16 protein-coding genes and 1 tRNA gene are annotated in these 16420 nt (G+C 66.1%); 9 read left to right on the plus strand and 8 right to left on the minus strand.

Features of this window, described 5'->3' with window-relative positions:
- Positions 1-73 precede the first annotated feature (73 nt).
- Entirely contained in the window at positions 74-970 is an 897-nt protein-coding gene (locus FQV39_RS23895) for a tellurite resistance TerB family protein (protein ID WP_149132570.1), read from the minus strand.
- Positions 971-1072: 102 nt separating this feature from the next.
- Entirely contained in the window at positions 1073-1543 is a 471-nt protein-coding gene (locus FQV39_RS23900; RefSeq protein WP_149132571.1) for an Lrp/AsnC family transcriptional regulator, read from the minus strand.
- A gap of 125 nt (positions 1544-1668) precedes the next feature.
- On the opposite strand from FQV39_RS23900, the gene hppD reads away from it, so the two are divergent.
- Positions 1669-2802 (plus strand): 4-hydroxyphenylpyruvate dioxygenase, encoded by a 1134-nt coding sequence (gene hppD, locus FQV39_RS23905; RefSeq protein ID WP_149132572.1) that lies wholly within the window; start codon positions 1669-1671, stop codon positions 2800-2802.
- 180 nt (positions 2803-2982) lie between these two features.
- On the opposite strand, the gene FQV39_RS23910 is transcribed toward hppD, so the two are convergent.
- From FQV39_RS23910 to FQV39_RS23920, 3 genes are all read right to left on the minus strand, one after another.
- The gene (locus tag FQV39_RS23910; RefSeq protein WP_187640039.1) at positions 2983-3786 is read right to left on the minus strand and encodes an AprI/Inh family metalloprotease inhibitor; all 804 of its coding nucleotides are present in this window, start codon (positions 3784-3786) and stop codon (positions 2983-2985) included.
- Complete coding sequence (locus FQV39_RS23915; protein WP_248313121.1) at positions 3771-4745, minus strand: 2-hydroxyacid dehydrogenase; 975 nt, start codon at positions 4743-4745, stop codon at positions 3771-3773. Before FQV39_RS23915 ends, FQV39_RS23910 begins: the two co-directional genes overlap by 16 nt.
- 146 nt (positions 4746-4891) lie before the next feature.
- Positions 4892-5668 carry a FadR/GntR family transcriptional regulator gene (locus FQV39_RS23920; RefSeq protein WP_149132574.1) on the minus strand — a complete coding sequence of 259 codons (777 nt, stop codon included), beginning with the start codon at positions 5666-5668 and terminating at the stop codon, positions 4892-4894.
- Between the two features lie 228 nt (positions 5669-5896).
- Between FQV39_RS23920 and FQV39_RS23925 the strand changes: the two genes are divergently transcribed.
- The 5 genes from FQV39_RS23925 to FQV39_RS23945 all read left to right on the plus strand — a co-directional run bounded on the left by FQV39_RS23925 (position 5897) and on the right by FQV39_RS23945 (position 11396).
- On the plus strand, positions 5897-6949 hold the full coding sequence (locus tag FQV39_RS23925) for an ABC transporter ATP-binding protein (RefSeq protein WP_149132575.1): 1053 nt from the start codon (positions 5897-5899) through the stop codon (positions 6947-6949).
- Between the two features lie 226 nt (positions 6950-7175).
- A complete protein-coding gene (locus FQV39_RS23930; RefSeq protein ID WP_149132576.1) occupies positions 7176-8480 on the plus strand; it encodes an ABC transporter substrate-binding protein in 1305 nt (434 codons plus the stop codon).
- Between the two features lie 65 nt (positions 8481-8545).
- Complete coding sequence (locus FQV39_RS23935; protein ID WP_149132577.1) at positions 8546-9502, plus strand: carbohydrate ABC transporter permease; 957 nt, start codon at positions 8546-8548, stop codon at positions 9500-9502.
- Positions 9495-10397, plus strand: a complete 903-nt coding sequence (locus tag FQV39_RS23940) for a carbohydrate ABC transporter permease (protein ID WP_149132578.1) — start codon at positions 9495-9497, stop codon at positions 10395-10397. The genes FQV39_RS23935 and FQV39_RS23940 overlap by 8 nt, the downstream gene beginning before the upstream one ends.
- A 93-nt stretch (positions 10398-10490) precedes the next feature.
- Complete coding sequence (locus tag FQV39_RS23945; protein ID WP_149132579.1) at positions 10491-11396, plus strand: NAD(P)-dependent oxidoreductase; 906 nt, start codon at positions 10491-10493, stop codon at positions 11394-11396.
- A 7-nt stretch (positions 11397-11403) separates the two neighbouring features.
- On the opposite strand, the gene FQV39_RS23950 is transcribed toward FQV39_RS23945, so the two are convergent.
- Positions 11404-12480: a LacI family DNA-binding transcriptional regulator gene (locus tag FQV39_RS23950; protein WP_149132580.1), complete on the minus strand. Its 1077-nt coding sequence runs from the start codon at positions 12478-12480 to the stop codon at positions 11404-11406.
- A 92-nt stretch (positions 12481-12572) separates the two neighbouring features.
- Between FQV39_RS23950 and FQV39_RS23955 the strand changes: the two genes are divergently transcribed.
- Positions 12573-13595, plus strand: coding sequence for an NAD(P)-dependent oxidoreductase (locus FQV39_RS23955; RefSeq protein ID WP_149132581.1), 1023 nt, complete (start codon positions 12573-12575; stop codon positions 13593-13595).
- Positions 13596-13644: 49 nt separating this feature from the next.
- On the opposite strand, the gene FQV39_RS23960 is transcribed toward FQV39_RS23955, so the two are convergent.
- Together FQV39_RS23960 and FQV39_RS23965 are read right to left on the minus strand one after the other, a co-directional pair.
- Positions 13645-14388 carry an aspartate/glutamate racemase family protein gene (locus FQV39_RS23960; protein ID WP_149132582.1) on the minus strand — a complete coding sequence of 248 codons (744 nt, stop codon included), beginning with the start codon at positions 14386-14388 and terminating at the stop codon, positions 13645-13647.
- 568 nt (positions 14389-14956) lie between these two features.
- A tRNA-Leu gene (locus tag FQV39_RS23965) sits at positions 14957-15041 on the minus strand.
- A gap of 205 nt (positions 15042-15246) precedes the next feature.
- On the opposite strand from FQV39_RS23965, the gene FQV39_RS23970 reads away from it, so the two are divergent.
- The gene (locus FQV39_RS23970) at positions 15247-15858 is read left to right on the plus strand and encodes a YqaA family protein (RefSeq protein ID WP_149132583.1); all 612 of its coding nucleotides are present in this window, start codon (positions 15247-15249) and stop codon (positions 15856-15858) included.
- 8 nt (positions 15859-15866) lie between these two features.
- Positions 15867-16385 carry a disulfide bond formation protein B gene (locus FQV39_RS23975; protein ID WP_149132584.1) on the plus strand — a complete coding sequence of 173 codons (519 nt, stop codon included), beginning with the start codon at positions 15867-15869 and terminating at the stop codon, positions 16383-16385.
- Positions 16386-16420: the final 35 nt, after the last annotated feature.

A 16420-nucleotide genomic window follows, 5' to 3' on the forward strand; every position in this document is an offset into this window, starting at 1 on the left:
GCCCTATGTAACAGCCGGCTTCCGCGACGGGCGAAAGCCGGCTCTGGCGTTGCCTGCGGCCGCCTTGTCTGGCTCAGACCTTGGCGGCGCTGGCGGCAGCGTCGATATTGGCGACGAGCTCGGCATCGAGCCCGAGCGAGCCGGCGAGGCCGGCCAGGAAGTCCTTCTCGGGTGCAGTGTCCGGATTAATGGCGATGCGCGCGGCCGTATAGATCTGCGCCGCGAGCTCCGGGCTCTCCGAGGCCTCGACCAGCTCGTCGATCGAGGCGGGTTTGGCGAGTTCCTGCGCCAGCCAGGCATGAGCCTCCTGATCGAGATTGGCCTCCTTGAGGCCGCCGAGAATCGCGTCGCGCTCTTCGGTGTCGATATGACCATCGGCTGCCGCTGCCGCGATCATGGCGCGGACGAAGACGAGGGCGGTCGCTTCGCTCGCCGCCTGCGGCTCGAAGCCGGTTCCGGCCGGGGCGGGCAGCAACTCCTGCTGGCGGCTGTCGATCAGCGGCTTGCCGGCCTGGTAGTTCTGATAGGCCTTGTAGGCGAGGCCGCCGATCAGGGCGAGGCCGCCGAGCTTGGCGGCGGAGCCTGCGACTGCGCGGCCGGTCGAGGTGCCGAATACCAGCGCGCCGAGGCCGCCGAGCACCGCCGTCGCCAGCGCGGGATTGCTGTTGAACAGGCCCTTGGCCTGCTCGATCAGCTGATCGGGCGTCCTGCCGCCGGTCATCCGGCCAAGGGCGTCGCTCGCGCCCTGCTGCACGCCGGTCTGGCGCGCGGCGTCGCCGACGCCCTGGCTCGCCTGGGTCAGGATCTGTCCGGCGAGACCACCCAGCCCGCCCGAGCGCTGCACCTGCTCCGCCAGACCACCGAGCATGCCGCTAAGGCCGCCCTGCTGCCCCGCCTGCTGTCCTGCCTGTGCGCCCGCCTGGCTGCCCGCGCTGATCAGGGCATCAAGCAGCGATTTGGCATTGAACATCGAAGTCCTCCTTGTAGTGGCCGCAGCGGGATGCCGTGCGGTCGAGATCGATCAGCCGCATGAAAGCGGCATGACGAAGGCGCAGTTTGCACAGGCTTCGCGCTATGTCATCGGCAGCGGCAAGAGCCCCGGCTCCTTCAGCGTCTCAAGCGCAATCTCGGAGCGGACGCGCGCCACGCTTTCATGCGGCATCAGGATTTCATTGACGAGCCGGGCGAGCGCCTTGAGGTCGCCGACCGCCACTTTCAGCAGGTAATCGGCCTCTCCCGTGAGGGCATGGGCTTCGAGAATCGCCGGGGTGAGCTTGACGAGGTCGCGGAAGCGCCGGGCGTTGTCGCGCGAATGCGTGTCGAGCGCGACATGGATGAAGACGATGACGCCGAGCCCGACAGCCGCCGGTTCCAGCGCAGCGCGGTAGCCGCGTATGACGCCGTCCTGTTCGAGGCGCTGGCGGCGGCGCGAAACCTGGCTGGCGGACAGGCCGATCTGCTCCGCGAGCGTTGCATTGGTCAGGGAAGCGTCGCGCTGCAGGGCATCGAGAAGCCGCCAATCGAGGGTGTCGAGCGTGGTCATGTCGTGCGCCATTCTGCTGGTGGGCGCATGGATAATGCATCTCTTGCGCTGCTGCGTACAGATTTGCACGCCTCTTGCCTCCCTTCTGCGTGACCATGTGCCCACAACAGAACAGGAGGAATGCCATGGGTCCCTTTCCGCACGATGCGGCTCCGCCGGAAATTTCCGATGCGAATCCGATGGGCACGGACGGCTTCGAGTTCGTTGAGTACGCCCATCCGGAGCCTGAGAAGCTCGGCGCCCTGTTCGAGACGATGGGCTTCCGTCCGATCGCCCGCCATCGCTCGAAGCAGGTGACGCTCTACCGTCAGGGCGACGTCAATTTCGTCGTCAATGCCGAGCCGGATTCCTTCGCTCAGGCCTTCGCCGCCGAGCATGGTCCCTGTGCCTGCGCGATGGCCTTCCGCGTGGTCGATGCCAAGCAGGCCTTCGAGCGGGCCGTCTCGCTCGGTGCCGAGCCTTATGAGAGCGCGATCGGGCCGGGTGAACTCGCGATCCCGGCGGTGCGCGGCATCGGCGGCTCGCTGCTCTATTTCGTCGATCGCTATGGCGAGAAGGGCTCGATCTGGGATGTCGATTTCGAATGGATCGGGGAGCGCGATCCGCATCCCGAGCAGGCCGGTCTCTATTATCTCGATCACCTTACCCACAACGTCCACCGTGGGCGCATGGATCATTGGGCCGGCTGGTACGGCAAGCTGTTCAATTTCCGTGAGATCCGCTTCTTCAACATCGAGGGCAAGCTGACCGGCCTGATCTCGCGGGCGCTGACCTCGCCCTGCGGCAAGATCCGTATCCCGATCAACGAATCCCTCGACGACAAGAGCCAGATCGAGGAGTACCTGCGCCAGTACAAGGGCGAGGGTATCCAGCATGTCGCGATGGGTGCGCGCGACATCTATGCCAGTGTCGAGCAACTGCGCCGCAACGGCCTGCCCTTCATGCCGTCGCCGCCTGACACCTATTACGAGAAGGTCAATGCGCGCGTGCCGAACCACGGCGAACCGCTTGAGCGGCTGAAGGCCGACGGCATCCTGATCGACGGCGAGGGCGCAGTGGCGCTGGGCGAGAAGCAAGGCCGGATGAGCAAGGTCTTGCTGCAGATCTTCTCGGGCACCGTGCTCGGCCCGATCTTCTTCGAGTTCATCCAGCGCAAGGGCGATGACGGCTTCGGCGAGGGCAATTTCCGCGCCCTGTTCGAGTCGATCGAGGAAGATCAGATTCGGCGCGGCGTGCTGAAGGTCGACGCGGCGGAGTGAGGGCGCTACGGGGCGTGCAGCGCTTCCTTCTCCCCTCGGGGGAGAAGGTGGCAGCGCGAAGCGCTGACGGATGAGGGACGTATAGCGCTGAAACGACAAAAGGGCCGCTTGCGCGACCCTTCCCTCATCCGCCCCCTTCGGGGGGCACCTTCTCCCCCGGGGGGAGAAGGGCGCGCGCGCCTACTGCGCCAGCTTGCGCATCAGGAGCGGTGCACCGACCGCTGGATCCTTGCGCCACAGCCCGTTCTGGAAGATCAGCTCGACGCTGTGGCCCTTGCGCGCCACCAGCGTGAGCCGTCCGCCGTCATAGCGCCAGCCGGCTGGGTCGAAGATGGTGAGCCCGGTGTCCTGGCAGGAGCCTTCGAAGGCGGCTGTCGCCTGTCCAGCCGCTGGTGGCGGCGACAGGACGAGACGGCAGGCCTCGCGGTTCTGCTGGCGCATTAGCACATAGCGTCCAGGCAATGTCGTCGCCGCAGGCGCTGTGGCCGGGTCGACAGGCGTCTGTCGTTGTGCGGCAGTGGCCGCGGCGGTCGCCGGACTCAGGGATTGCGCCGGCGCGACGCGCGGATGATCCTTCGAGACCAGACGATAGGCCTTGCCGTCGCTGCCCTTGCCGTCCAGTCCGGTTTCGGGCGTGCCCTTCTGAAAACCGACCACTTCCTTGCCGCCGGCGTCGAGCAATTGCGGCTGGCCATTGGCGGCCAGCGTCCATCCGGTCGCATCGTCGAGGATCGGCAGGGCGCGTCGGCAGGTGGCGGGGAAGCGCAGCTGGCGGGCGCTGCCGGATGCCTCTGCGCCGAGGGTAACGGTGCAGCTGCGCGTGGCGCCGGCCAATTCGAGGTCCCAGGCTCCGAGCCAGCGGCGAATCGCGGCCGGGGCCTTGTCGGCGCCGCGCGGGAGCGGCGCCGTCTGTGCTGCAGCCGGCAGGACGCCGGCGCCGAGGAGAAGAAGCGGCAGCAGCCGGCGAATCAGGCCTTTTTCCATGGGGTCTCCGGCACGGGCGTCAGCGGGCCCTTGCCATCGAACCATGAAACCAGATTGTCGACCAGCAGCTGGCCCATCGCCTCGCGGGTATGGACCGAGGCCGAACCGACATGAGGCAGCAGCACTGCGTGCTCGATCGCGATCAGCTCGGCCGGCACGCGCGGCTCGTCCTCGAAGACGTCGAGACCGGCGGAGAGGATGGTCTTGTCCTGCAGCGCCTTGATCAGGGCCTGCTCGTCGATGACGGTGCCGCGGCCGACATTGACGACGATGCCGTTCGGCCCGAGCGCCTTCAGCACCTCGGCATTGATGATGTGATGCGTCGAGGCCCCACCCGGCGCGACCGAGATCAGGGTGTCGACATCGGCCGCCATATCCACGAGCGAGGGATAGTAGCGATAGGACACATCCTCCTGGCGCGAGCGGCCGTGATAGGCGACCGGCACGCCGAAGGCTTCGAGCCGGTGCGCCACGGCCTTGCCGATGCGGCCGAGGCCGACGATGCCGACCGAGCGCTTGCGCAGCGAGGTGGTGAGCGGATAGTTGCCCTTCAGCCACTTGCCCTCGCGCAGGTAGCGATCGACCTGCGGGAGCTGGCGCACGGTGGCGAGCAGGAGGCCGATCGCGAGATCGGCGACTTCGTCGGTGAGGACATCGGGCGTATTGGTGACGACAAGGCCGCGCCGGCCGGCTTCGGCCGCATCGACATGGTCGTAGCCGACGCCGAAGCTTGAGGCGATCTCGAGCTTGGGAAGCGCATCGAACAGCGCGCCGTCAACCCGGTTGTGGCCGCCGCCGGCGGCGACGCCGCGCACGCGGCCGGCAACCTCGCGCAGCAGGGCGGCGCGATCGGGCGCGTTCCAGAGCTCATGGACGGTGAAGCGCGCCTTCAGCTGATCGGCGGCATAGGCCATCAGCGGGCCGGTCATGATGATTTCGGGCTTGGTGGAGGCTGTCATCGTGGCGCTGTCCGTGGGGCTGGAAGGAGTGTTGATTCGCGGCTTCTGAATCGATTAAAATGAAACTAGCTTGCTTGGCACGGCATTGTAGCCGCGCCTTTGCATGAGCGGTACCCGATGACGCCTCGCACCGGAGTGGGAGGCGCCTATTTAGTATGCTTTATTCGCATGATTTTTCCCGTCTCGGTCGCGTAATGCGTGCCGAGCGAGGCGAGGGTCGTGTTCAGGCTGTCGATCACGAGCCCGGCCATCCGGGCGGAGGCAAGGTCGCCGTCGCGGTCGATGATTGCGAGCAAGACGTGTTCGTGGTCGGGTAGCGATTCGATATAGGCCTCCTCGTCCCCCGTCTTGAGCAAGAGCGACCATTGCAGCGTCGCAATCACGGCACTGGCGAGGCATTGCAGCGCGGCGTTCTGCGCAGCAGCGAAGATCGCTTCGTGGAAGGCGAGGTCGGCGCGAATGGTCGCCTCGGCATAGGGCGGGCCGTCGACCATGCCGCGATAGGCCGCCTCGATCCGGGCGATGTCGGCGGAGGTCCGGCGCTGGGCGGCGAGGCGGGCGGCGCTGGGCTCGACGAAGCGGCGCAACTCGAAGAGATCGCGAATGAAACGCTCGTTCGGGTCCGCTTCGAAATGCCAGGAGAGGACGTCGGGATCGAGCAGGTTCCAGCGCTCGCGCGGCGCGGCGCGGGTGCCGCTCTTGGGGCGGGCCTCCACCAGCCCCTTGGCGGTCAGGATCTTGACCGCCTCACGATAGGCGGTGCGCGAAACCGAGATGTCCGAGCGCAGATCATCCTCGTTGGGCAGGACCTCGCCGGCCTTGACGCGGCCGGTGATGACCGCGACCGCGAGCTTCTGCGCGACCTGGCCGAAGAGCCGGTCCGGATTGAGAGTCGTCGGACGCGAGAAGTCGCGCACACGCATCGATAGCCCTCCCTCTGCCCTGCCGCAGTCCTCTTGTCCAAGGCTCGGCGCAGGCCATGGCGGCGCTTGACACGCTCGCTTCTATCGTATGACTTTATCGCAGACTGGAGCGGACACAATCGCCTGAAGCAGGCGTGGTCCGTTTTCATCATTCGGTCATCAGAAACCGATTGTGGTCGCAGCGCCTGAGGCGAGGCGACGAGGGAACGGAAAGCAGGGAAGGACGGCATGGCTTCAGTCCAGATCGCCGATGTACGCAAGGCCTACGGGTCGACGCAGGTCATCCACGGCGTCGATATCGACATCAACGACGGTGAATTCGTCATCCTGGTCGGGCCCTCCGGCTGCGGAAAGTCGACGCTGCTGCGCATGATCGCGGGGCTCGAGAACATCTCGGGCGGTGAGATCCGGATCGGCCCGAAGGTGGTGAACGACGTGCCCCCGAAAGAGCGCGACATCGCCATGGTGTTCCAGAACTATGCGCTCTATCCGCATATGACGGTCGCCGACAACATGGCCTTCTCGATGAAGCTCCGGAAGGCGCCGAAGAGCGAGATCGACGAGCGCGTCAACAAGGCCGCCCAGATCCTCGGCCTGAACAAGTTGCTCGACCGCTATCCGCGCCAGCTCTCGGGCGGTCAGCGCCAGCGCGTCGCCATGGGCCGCGCCATTGTCCGCGATCCGCAGGTCTTCCTGTTCGACGAGCCGCTCTCGAATCTCGATGCCAAGCTGCGCGTCCAGATGCGCACCGAGATCAAGGAGCTGCACCAGCGCCTCAAGACCACGACGGTCTATGTCACGCACGACCAGATCGAGGCCATGACCATGGCCGACAAGATCGTGGTGATGCATGACGGCATCGTCGAACAGATGGGCGCGCCGCTCGATCTCTACGACAATCCGGCGAATTTGTTCGTTGCGGCCTTCATCGGCTCGCCGTCGATGAACCTGCTCAAGGGCAAGATCGCGGGGAACGGCTTCGAGACCGAAGGTGGCGTCGTCTGGCCTGTCGGTCAGCATCCGGCGGATTCAGAGGGGCGCACGGCCGTGCTGGGCATCCGCCCCGAGCACTTCCAGCTCGACCCGAACGGCCTTAAGGCCGAGGTTGCTGTCGTCGAGCCGATGGGGTCGGAGACGCAGGTCGTCGTCCGTTGCGGCGGACAGGACCTCACCTGCATCTTCCGCGAGCGCATCACCGCCAAGCCAGGCGAGACCATCGGCATCACGCCCGATACCAGCGTGACGCATCTCTTCGACGCTGCGACCGGCAAGCGCATCTAGAGGACGCGCCATCCGGGTCGCGCAGCGGCCCGGGCGGACCACGCGTCCTCTGGCACAAGTTCAGAGCCGGCGCCGAGCAGGCTGAGGCGACCAGGCCGGTGCCGCCTCTCAGAGATTCGCCGCCCATTTGGAACGGGCGGTGGATAATGGCTGTTTAATGCCCATAATCCATGCAGGACGGAGGTCCCATGCAGGCCTCCGCCGCACCCACGGAGGAGACGGTTTCATGAGCATTTCCCGAAGAGACGTATTGATCGGCGGCGCCGGGCTTGCCGCCGGGGCAACACTGCCGCTGGCGCCGGCAATCGCGCAGGCCAAGATCGAGCAGGGCGCGACGCTGCGCGTGCTGCGCCCCACAAAGTTCGTCGATCCCGACCAGGCCATCTTCAACGAGAACACCGAGGCCTTCACCAAGGCGACCGGCGTGCCGGTCCGCGTGGACTATGCCGGCTGGGAGGATCTGCGCCCGCAGACGGCGGTGACCGCCAATACCGGCGCTGGCCCCGATGTTGTCGTCGGCTGGGCGGATGACCCGCACATCTTTTCCGACAAGCTGATCGATCTCACGCCGATCGCCGAGGATCTCGGCAAGAAATATGGCGGCTGGTACCCGATCGCCGAGAAATACGGCAAGAAGGACAAGACCAACCAGTGGATCTCGATCCCGATGGGCGCCTCCGGCGCGCCGGCGGTCTATCGCGAGTCGTGGGTCAAGGAAGCCGGCTTCGATACCTTCCCGAAGGATCTCGACGGCTTCCTCAATCTTTGCCGCAAGCTCAAGGCGAACGGCCACCCCGCCGGCTTCGCGCTCGGCAACGCGGTCGGCGACGGCAACGCCTTCTGCAACTGGCTCGTCTGGACCCATGGCGGCTACATGGTCGACGAGAACAACAAGGTCGCGATCAACTCGAAGGAGACGATCGCGGCGCTGAAATACGCCAAGGCGCTCTACGAGACCTTCATCCCGGGCACGCTCTCCTGGCTCGACATCAGCAACAACAAGGCGCTGACGGCGGGCGAGATCGGCGTCACCCAGAACGGCGTCTCGCTCTACTTCTCGATCAAGAACTCGAAGGACGAGAAGACCGCCGCGATCGCCAAGGACCTGAACCACGCGACCATGCCGGTCGGTCCGTTCGGACGTCCGTCGGAGCCGGCCCTGGTGATCAACGCCATGGCGTTCAAGCACACCAAGTTCCCGAACGCGGCCAAGGAATATCTCCGCTTCATGATGGAGAAGGAGCAGTACGACAAGTGGCTGACCGGCTGTTACGGCTACTGGTCCCAGCCGCTGATGGGCTTTGCCGAGAGCAAGGTCTGGTCGGCCGACCCGAAGATCCTGGTCTATCGCGACACCTGGGAACGGGCGTTGTGGAGCGGCTACAAGGGCTCGATCAACGAGGCGGCCGGCACGGTCAACGCCGAATATGTCGTCGTCCAGATGGTCGCCTCCGTCTGCGCCGGCCAGGCCACGCCTGAGGAAGCTGCCGCGGAAGCCGAGCGCCGCGCAAAGCGCTATTATCGGACCTGACCCGCTTTGCCCGGCCGCCGTCCATGGTCGGCGGCCGGGAATGCCGGTCCAACTGCGAGCGCGCCATGGCCATTGCTGCCGCCGAATCGCGAACCGTCTACAAGCTGGAACAGAACTGGCTGGTACGGCTGTTCGACAACAAGACTTTCCTGATCTGCATCTGCCTGTTTCCGGCAGCGGCGCTGCTGCTTGTCTTCCTCAGCTACCCGCTGGGCCTGGGCATCTGGCTCGCCTTCACCGACACCCGCATCGGGCGGATGGGCTATTTCATCGGCTTCGAGAATTTCGAGTCGCTCTGGCATGACCGGGTCTTCATCACCGCGGTCTGGAACACGCTGCTCTACACGGGCGTGGCGACGGTGGGTAAGTTCGCGCTGGGCCTGTGGCTCGCGCTGCTGCTCAACAACCATCTGCCGTTCAAGTCACTGCTGCGCGCGCTGATCCTGGTTCCCTGGATCGTGCCGACGGTGCTCTCGGCGATCGCCTTCTGGTGGATTTACGATCCGCAGTTCTCGATCATCTCCTATGTGCTCGTCGACGTGCTCGGCTGGCGCGACACCTATATCGACTTCCTCGGCCAGCCTTGGCCGGCGCGCTGGTCGCTGATCGCCGCCAATATCTGGCGCGGCATCCCCTTCGTCGCGATCAGCCTGCTGGCGGGCCTGCAGACGATCTCGCCCTCGCTCTACGAGGCGGCGATGCTCGATGGCGCCAATGCCTGGCAACGCTTCCGGCACGTCACGCTGCCGATGCTCATGCCGATCCTGGCGGTGGTGCTGACCTTCTCGGTGCTGTTCACCTTCACCGACTTCCAGCTCGTCTATGCCATCACCCGCGGCGGGCCGGTCAATGCGACGCATCTGATGGCGACGCTGGCCTTCCAACGCGGCATTCCCGGCGGTCAGCTCGGCGAGGGCGCGGCGATCGCGGTGGCGATGATCCCGTTTCTCGTGATGGCGACACTGTTCAGCTATTTCGGGCTCGCCCGGCGCAAATGGCAGCAGGGGGAAGACAATGACTGATCAGACCCTGGGCCAGCGGCCGCATCTGACGGACAAGGAGAGCACAGGCGTCATCGACTGGTCCTCCGGACCGCGCCGCTTCGTGATGCTCTACCTGCCGCTCTCGATCTTCGTTCTCGTGCTGCTGTTCCCGTTCTACTGGATGGCGATCACGGCGATCAAACCGAATGCGGAGCTGCTCGACTACAAGAACAACAACCCGTTCTGGGTGAAGTCGCCAACGCTGGAGAACATCAACAAGCTGCTGTTCCACACGGATTATCCGCAGTGGCTGTGGACCACGATGATGGTCGCGGTGGTGGCGACGGCGCTCTCGCTCTTCGCCAGCGTGCTCGCGGCCTATGCGATCCAGCGGCTGAAGTTCAAGGGCTCGCAATATGTGGGCCTAGCGATCTACCTCGCTTATCTGGTGCCGCCCTCGATCCTGTTCATTCCGCTGGCGACGCTGATCTTCCAGTTCGGCCTGTTCGACTCGCCGCTGGCGCTGATTCTGACCTACCCGACCTTTCTGATCCCGTTCTGCACCTGGCTCCTGATCGGCTACTTCAAGTCGATCCCCTACGAGCTCGAGGAATGCGCGATGATCGACGGGGCGACGCGGCTGCAGACGCTGCGGCAGATCACTCTGCCGCTCGCCATGCCCGGGCTGATCTCGGCCGGCATCTTCGCTTTCACCCTGTCCTGGAACGAGTTCATCTATGCGCTCGCCTTCATCCAGTCGGCGGAGAAGAAGACCGTGCCGGTCGCGGTGCTGACCCAGCTCGTCGAGGGCGACGTCTATCACTGGGGCTCGCTGATGGCGGGCGCGCTGCTCGGCTCGATTCCTGTTGCGATCCTCTACTCCTTCTTCGTCGACTACTACGTCGCCTCGATGACGGGTGCGGTGAAGGAGTAGCCGGCTTCGGCGCCGGCTTCCGCGAGGCCGGCGGCCTTCCTTGCGGGCATGGCGCGAGCCGTGCCCGCTTTCGTTCAAAGAGGGTCTGTCCGCATGTCCGCCACACCGATCTCCAGCATCGCCTTCGTCGGGCTCGGCGCCATGGGCGCGCCGATGGCCGAGAACCTCGTGAGAAAGCAGTTCCGCGTCACCGGCTTCGACATGCGCGAGGCGGCGCGGGAGGCGTTGGTCGCGGCTGGCGGACATGGTGCAGCCGGTGCCAAGGAAGCCGCCAGCGGGGCCGACGCACTCGTCCTGATGGTCGTCAACGCTGCCCAGGCGCGGGCGGTGCTGTTCGAGGCCGGGGCGCTCGCCGCGCTGGCGCCGGAGGCCACCGTGATCCTGATGGCGACCTGCCCGCCCGGCGAGGCCGAGGCGATCGCAGCGGAGGTCACGAAGACCGGCCGGCATTTCATCGACGCGCCGGTGTCAGGAGGCGTCAATGGTGCACGCAACGCGACGCTGACGATCATGGTCGGAGCACCGGCCGACAGCTTCGCGCGGGCGAAGCCTGTGCTCGATGCGCTCGGCGACAAGGTCTTCCACGTCGGCGAGAAGGCGGGGCAGGGCGCGACGGTGAAGACCGTCAACCAGCTGCTCTGCGGCGTGCATATCGCGGTCGCGGCAGAGGCGCTGTCGCTGGCCGAAAAGGCCGGTATCGACGGGCGATTGCTGTTCGAGATCATGGGCGGCTCGGCCGCCTCGTCCTGGATGCTCAGGGATCGCGGGCCGCGTATGCATGAGCCGGATCCGGCCGTGGCGAGCGCGGTCGACATCTTCGTCAAGGATCTCGGCATCGTGCTCGATGCCGGGCGCGCGGCCAAGACGGCGTTGCCGCTCGCCGCGACGGCGCATCAGATGTTCCTCGCCGCCTCCGGGCTCGGCCATGGCGGGCGTGACGATTCGCAGGTGGTGAGGGCCTATCGCGCGCTCAACGCGAAACCTGCCAACGATGCCTGAACGACGCTCAGCGCGGCGGGCAGGTCGTGCCGCGGACGATGAGCGCAGGCGTCAGCAGCAGGCGCTGTGTCGGTGCGGATGGGTCGGCGATGCGGTTGAGCAGGAACTCGGCCGATTTGGCGCCCATCTCGTTCTGAAAATTATGGACTGTGGTGAGTGCCGGGAACCACTGTGCCGCCTCCTTGACGTCGTCGCAGCCGACGATCGAGAAGTCGCGGCCCGCCTCCAGCCCACGATGGCGCAGGCCGAGCATGGCGCCGAAGGCGGCGAGGTCGTTCATGCAGACGGCCGCGGTTGGCGGCTCGGCGGCGTCGAGCACCTTCAGAATGCCTTTGTGACCGGTCTCGCGGGTGCCGAAGTCGAAATGCACCAGAGCTGGATCGAGCGGCAGGCCGGCGCGGGCGAGCGCTTCGCGATAGCCGGCATAGCGGTTGCGGCCGGTCGAGATGCTCTCATTGGCGCAAAGGAAGGCGATGCGGCGGTGGCCGAGGCCGATGAGGTGTTCCATCGCCAGCGTCGTGCCGTGGCGGTCGTCCGAGCCGACGAAGTCGAGATCGACGCCGGCGATCTCGCGCGAAAGCTGCACGATCGGAACACCGGAATCGGTCAGCGGGGCCAGGCTCTCGGCCGTGCTGCCGCCGGCCGAGCAGAGGATCATGCCGTCGGGCCGGTATTCGGCGAGGCTGCCGAGCACGCGTGCCTGTTTCTCGATGTCCTCCGCATAGGTGCCGAGCAGGATCGAGCGGCCGTGGCGGCCCGCCGTTTCCTCGATCGCGGCCAGCAGCTCGGCGAAATAGGGATTGGTGATGTCGTGAAAGACGACGCCGATGATGTTGGTGCGGTCGGTGCGCAGCGAGGCGGCGCTGCGGTTGTAGCTGTAGCCCATGGCGCGGGCGATCTCGCGGACACGCTCGCGCGTCGCCTCGGCGACGAGCGGCGAGCCGCGCAAGGCCAGCGACACCGTCGCGGTCGAGACGGAGAGATGATCGGCGATGCTCTGCAGGGTGACGCGGCTGCGGCCGGCTACGCCCGCCGGGCTGGGGCTTCTGGTCCGGCTGGACTCGGGCGGGCCGTCGGCAGTCATGAATCGTCCACTGTGAGCGCTGACCTCGCGATAGACCGCCGTGCGTCCTATCGGACGCGAAGTGGCGATCTAACTCTTTGTTCGAGCATCGGATGTCTCCGAAAAGTGGGTTCCACTTTTCGATCCGATGCTCTAGCCGGCGAGTCGGGCCGTTTTCTTCACGTTCCGTTTCATCTCAACCATATCAGCGGGAGAATTTGAAGATGACTGCAACCAAAGAGTCAGTGGGCTTCATCGGTGTCGGGCTGATGGGGCAGGGCATGGCCCGCAATCTCGTCGACAAGGGCTTTCCGCTCACCGTGATGGGGCACCGCAACCGCAAGCCGGTCGAGGAGCTGGTCGCGGCTGGCGCAGTGGAGGCGAAGACGCCGAAGGAGCTCGCGGCCCGTTCGACCATCATCTTCCTGTGCGTCACCGGTTCGGCCCAGGTCGAGGCGGTGACGAAGGGCGAGAACGGCATCATCGCGGGCGCGAAGCCCGGCACCGTGATTGTCGACTGCTCGACCTCAGACCCGACTGTGACGATGCGGCTCGCCGCTGAGCTGGAGGCGAAGGGGCTGCATCTGGCCGATGCGCCGCTCGGCGGCACCCCGGCCCAGGCGGCGCAGGGGCAGCTTTCGGCCATGGTCGGCGCCGCGCCGGAGGTCTTCGCCAGGGTCAAGCCAGCCATCGAAGCCTGGGCGCAGAAGGTCGTGCATCTCGGGCCGGTCGGCGACGGGCACAAGATGAAGCTGATCAACAACTTCCTGTCGCTGGGCTATGCCGCGATCTATGCGGAGGCGCTGACGCTCGGCCAGAAGATCGGCATCACGCCGCAGACCTTCGACAGCGTGCTGCGCGGCAGCCGCATGGATTGCGGCTTCTACCAGACCTTCATGAAATACGTGCTGGAGCGCGACCGCGACGCCCACAAGTTCACGCTCAGCAATGCGCTGAAGGACGTGCGCTATCTCGAGAGCGTCGCCAATGATGCCGGCATCGCCAACCCGATCGGCAATGCCGTCAAGAACAGCTATGCGGCGGCGGTGGCGAGCGGCCACGGTGAGGACTACGTGCCGATGCTCTCCGACTGGATCGCCGGGCTCAACGGCGTTTCGCTCGCCGGCAAGGGCTGAGTGAGGGAAACGAGGCGTCCGAGGATCGTGCGGGCGACTCGATTGGATATCAGGGCTGCGCCAGCAGTCGGGTCAGGCCGTCCGACAGGCCGGTGCTGGCGACAGGCGCAGGCAGGGCGAGGTCACCGCTTGCTGGCTTCAGCAAAGGCCGGTCAAGCGCGGCTAGCAGCATCCTGATGCCGGCTTCGGCCGAGCAGATCACCGGAATGTCGACATGCGGCTGCACGCGGGCAGCGAGCCCGGCGAGGCCGGCGCCGCCGAGGATGACCGCGCCGGCGCCGTCACGGTGCGCCACGAGGCGGCAGGCCTCGGCCAGCATGGCGATGGAGCCGTCCGGGTCGCGGGCGATATCGGCGCCGGTGGGCGCGACCGTCTCGACGGCGGCGAGGCACCCGCCGAGGCCGATCGAGCCGACGAATTCCCGCAGCATCGGCCCCCAGCGCTCGCCGCCGGTGACGATGGCGAAGCGCTCGGCCTTCTGGGCCGCGAGACGGCTGCTGGCCTCGGCCATGCCGATGACGGGAACGCGCGCCATCTCCTTGAGCGCGAGCAGGCCGGGATCACCGAAGCAGGCGAGATAGACACCGTCGCAGCCGTGGCCGTGCTCGGCGAAGGCCTCCAGCGCGGCATGGGCAGCCACGACGCTGGCGCTGCGACTGGCGATGTAATGCGCGCCGAAGCGTCCGGTCACCGGCACCATGGTCGTGTTCGGCGGCAGATAGGGCTCGATCACCCGCGCGACCAGGGCCGTCATTTCCGGCATGGTGTTGGGATTGATGACGAGAATGCGCAAAGCGATTGGTTCCCGATTTGCGAAGCGACAGAGTGCGCTCCGGCGAGAGGGCAAGGCTCTCCCGCAACGCCTCATCCATGCCATGAAGGAGCGCGGTTTCCGGCGCAAGAGCCTTCTGTCGTAACGCGGGGTGGGAGTCTCCAAGCGGACCTCCCTCACGATCCTGTCGGCGTCGGCCATTGCGTCAGCCGGATAAATGTCCGACTCACTCTGAGCCTGCTGACTATCTGCTGAACCACGCCGTCATCCCGGGCTTGACCCGGGATCTATGCCAGAGCGCTTCCGATAAAGATTCAGGAATGGATCCCGGCTCTGCGCGACGTTTATCCTTGGGCCGGCCGAAGGCCGGACCCGAGGGCTTCGACCGGGATGACGCGCGCTTCATCAAACGCAGCAGGCTCGGCGCACCCGTCGGTAACTGACCAACAGCAGACACTGCCGAGACAGCGTGCGTGGCGCATGTCTCGCGCGGGATCGCTGCTGCCGCGTCATTCCGGCGAGGCAGCAGGGAACTCGTCGGATGCTTGGGCTTTCTCAGGGGGCCAGCAAATAGCGGCAGATCGTGTTTTGGTGCCCCTGGCCGGGATCGAACCAGCACTCCTTGCGGAACTCGATTTTGAGTCGAGCGCGTCTACCAATTCCGCCACAGGGGCCCCTACAGGCGGGCGGACTATAGCGATCGGTCGATGCGGGTCAATCGGCGGAACGGCCGCCGCGGCAGGTTTCAGTGCGCTGTGCTCTGACGGCCGCGGTGGCTTCACGCATGCGCCCTTGCAAGGATGGCACACCGGGGCGGCGACAGCGCTCCGAAGGCTCGCAAACCGTTGCGTCACCCGTCGCCCCATGGTCTAGAGCGCCATGCTCAAGCGCCTCTACGAATGGACCATGTCGCTCGCGGCCCGGCCGCGCGCCGAGCTCTGGCTGGCGATCGTCGCCTTCGTCGAGAGCTCGTTCTTCCTGATTCCGGCCGATGTGCTGTTCGTGCCGATGGCGCTGGCGCGGCCGCCGCGGGCCTACCGGTTGGCCTTCGTCGCGACGCTGTTCTCCGTGCTCGGCGGCATCGCCGGCTATGCGCTCGGCTATTTCGCTTTCGAGGCGCTGGCGAAGCCGGTTCTGGAATTCTACGGCAAGCTCGGTGCCTTCGAGAGCCTGCGTGCATGCGCCGGGCCGGATACGACGCTGATCCTGCTCACGACCTCCGGCCTGGCCCATCTGCCGCCGATCAAGGTGGTGACGATCCTGGCTGGCGCCGTCCATATCGGCCTCGCGTTTTTCGTCATTTCCTGCGTTCTGGCACGCGGGGCGCGCTTCTTCGCCTTGGCCTTCCTGCTGCGCCGCTATGGCAATGCGATCCGGCATTTCATCGAACGTCGCCTGAAAGTGATCGCGGTGGTCGGGGCTGCGGCGCTGATCCTGCTTTATTTCGGCCTCAAGCTCGTCGCAGGGTCGGGCCAGCTTCTTTCCTGCTGAGCCTTGCCATGACCGCATCTCCAGCCATCGCATCCCACGGTCCCAACCGGCTGCTCACGCCGCCGCGGCTGATTGCGCTGATCGGGCTTGCGAGCCTGGCGCTGATCGGGGGCGCCTGGTTCTTCGAGCTGGTCATCCACCTGCGGCCCTGCAAGCTCTGTCTCGAACAACGCGTGCCGCATTATGCCGCCATCGGCCTGGCGCTTGCCGGGCTGGTGCTGGCGCGTTCGCCGCTATTGCAGTGGCTCGTTCTGCTTGGGTTGGCTGGCTTGATGGCCTGGAGCACGGGGCTCGGCATCTATCACGCGGGCGTCGAATGGGGCTGGTTCGTCGGGCCGAATGATTGCGGCGGCGCCGGGTCGGCGGCGGCCGGCATGCAGGATTTCATGAAGCAGCTGCAGACGACCCGGATCGTCGCCTGCTCGGAGGCGGCTTGGCGTTTCCTCGGCCTGTCGCTTGCGGGCTGGAACGCGCTTGCCTCGGCCGGGCTGTTCCTGCTCGCCATCTTCGGGCTGCCAAGGCGGTAAGATCCGGCCATCTCTACCCAATAATGCTGCATCGC

The organism is Bosea sp. F3-2 (assembly GCF_008253865.1).
Taxonomy (GTDB): Bacteria; Pseudomonadota; Alphaproteobacteria; order Rhizobiales; family Beijerinckiaceae; genus Allobosea.

Excerpts from the sequence above, each read along its gene's own strand:
- FQV39_RS23895 (WP_149132570.1), bottom strand. The coding sequence starts at position 970 with ATGTTCAATGCCAAATCGCTGCTTGATGCCCTGATCAGCGCGGGCAGC.
- FQV39_RS23900 (WP_149132571.1), bottom strand. The coding sequence starts at position 1,543 with ATGACCACGCTCGACACCCTCGATTGGCGGCTTCTCGATGCCCTGCAG.
- hppD (WP_149132572.1), top strand. The coding sequence starts at position 1,669 with ATGGGTCCCTTTCCGCACGATGCGGCTCCGCCGGAAATTTCCGATGCG.
- FQV39_RS23910 (WP_187640039.1), bottom strand. The coding sequence starts at position 3,786 with ATGGAAAAAGGCCTGATTCGCCGGCTGCTGCCGCTTCTTCTCCTCGGC.
- FQV39_RS23915 (WP_248313121.1), bottom strand. The coding sequence starts at position 4,745 with ATGACAGCCTCCACCAAGCCCGAAATCATCATGACCGGCCCGCTGATG.
- FQV39_RS23920 (WP_149132574.1), bottom strand. The coding sequence starts at position 5,668 with ATGCGTGTGCGCGACTTCTCGCGTCCGACGACTCTCAATCCGGACCGG.
- FQV39_RS23925 (WP_149132575.1), top strand. The coding sequence starts at position 5,897 with ATGGCTTCAGTCCAGATCGCCGATGTACGCAAGGCCTACGGGTCGACG.
- FQV39_RS23930 (WP_149132576.1), top strand. The coding sequence starts at position 7,176 with ATGAGCATTTCCCGAAGAGACGTATTGATCGGCGGCGCCGGGCTTGCC.
- FQV39_RS23935 (WP_149132577.1), top strand. The coding sequence starts at position 8,546 with ATGGCCATTGCTGCCGCCGAATCGCGAACCGTCTACAAGCTGGAACAG.
- FQV39_RS23940 (WP_149132578.1), top strand. The coding sequence starts at position 9,495 with ATGACTGATCAGACCCTGGGCCAGCGGCCGCATCTGACGGACAAGGAG.
- FQV39_RS23945 (WP_149132579.1), top strand. The coding sequence starts at position 10,491 with ATGTCCGCCACACCGATCTCCAGCATCGCCTTCGTCGGGCTCGGCGCC.
- FQV39_RS23950 (WP_149132580.1), bottom strand. The coding sequence starts at position 12,480 with ATGACTGCCGACGGCCCGCCCGAGTCCAGCCGGACCAGAAGCCCCAGC.
- FQV39_RS23955 (WP_149132581.1), top strand. The coding sequence starts at position 12,573 with ATGTCTCCGAAAAGTGGGTTCCACTTTTCGATCCGATGCTCTAGCCGG.
- FQV39_RS23970 (WP_149132583.1), top strand. The coding sequence starts at position 15,247 with ATGCTCAAGCGCCTCTACGAATGGACCATGTCGCTCGCGGCCCGGCCG.
- FQV39_RS23975 (WP_149132584.1), top strand. The coding sequence starts at position 15,867 with ATGACCGCATCTCCAGCCATCGCATCCCACGGTCCCAACCGGCTGCTC.